General features: G+C 55.4%; 1 protein-coding gene. It reads right to left on the bottom strand.

Going from position 1 to position 897, the window contains the following annotated elements; all coding sequences use genetic code 11:
* On the bottom strand, positions 1-835 hold an 835-nt coding region (gene rhaT, locus AACX88_RS17460), incomplete at its 3' end, for an L-rhamnose/proton symporter RhaT (RefSeq protein ID WP_339394129.1).
* Positions 836-897: the final 62 nt, after the last annotated feature.

Below are 897 nucleotides of genomic sequence, written 5' to 3'. Positions count from 1 at the left end.
CGACCAGCCCGCCGCACAACACGTAGAAGCTCATATGCAGCATCCAGCTCATGTAGTCGTACTGCGCCGGAATACTGGCGTGACCCCAGGCATAGAAGAAGAACTGCAGATACCACATCAGCCCGCCTAACGCGGAAAGCAGAATGTTGCTGATAATAAGCGGTTTCGCCAGCGAGAAGTCGGACTTTATCGACAGGTCTTTCACTTTGGCGAGACGAATAAAGCAGAAGCCGAGGTTGACCAGCGCGCCGCCGCCCATGATCACGACGTAGCTTGGCAGCGCGGTATACAGCGGGTCAACGCCCAGCGCGGCAGCGGCGTCGTGCATCGGTTTGGCGGCGTTCATCGCAAACGACATTCCGGCGGAGAAAATACCGCACATCACCGCCAGCATGAGGCCTTTTTTCAGGTTGAAGTCTTCCGCTTTAATACCCATTTTTCGCTCTTTGAGCTGACCGGCGCGGGTAACGATACCGACGCCAATTACCGCCACCAGCACGCCGAGCAGGGTCATTTGCCCGCCTTTGGTGTTAATCAGTACGTCAAAGTGGCCGTTAAGGATGGGCGTCATTAAGGTGCCGACAATCAGCGTGATGCCGATAGCGATGCCAATACCCATCGACATGCCCAGATAGCGCATGGTCAGGCCGTAGTTGATGTTGCCGATTCCCCACATCGCGCCGAACAAAAAGACGGGCAGCAGGGTAGAGGCGCTGAATGAGCGGTAGTAGGCCCAGAAATCGGGCAGCAGCATGGCGCTAATCGCCCAGGGGAGAATTAACCAGGAAACTATCCCGCCAATCGACCACATGGTTTCCCATGACCAGTGTTTCACCTTCTTGAAAGGGGCATAAAAACAAGCGGCACTGGCGGCGCCGATTAAATGCCAAAATATTC

Source organism: Brevibacterium metallidurans, assembly GCF_037101285.1.
Lineage (GTDB): Bacteria > Actinomycetota > Actinomycetes > Actinomycetales > Brevibacteriaceae > Brevibacterium > Brevibacterium metallidurans.
This window is presented reverse-complemented; position numbering and strand designations above follow the sequence as displayed.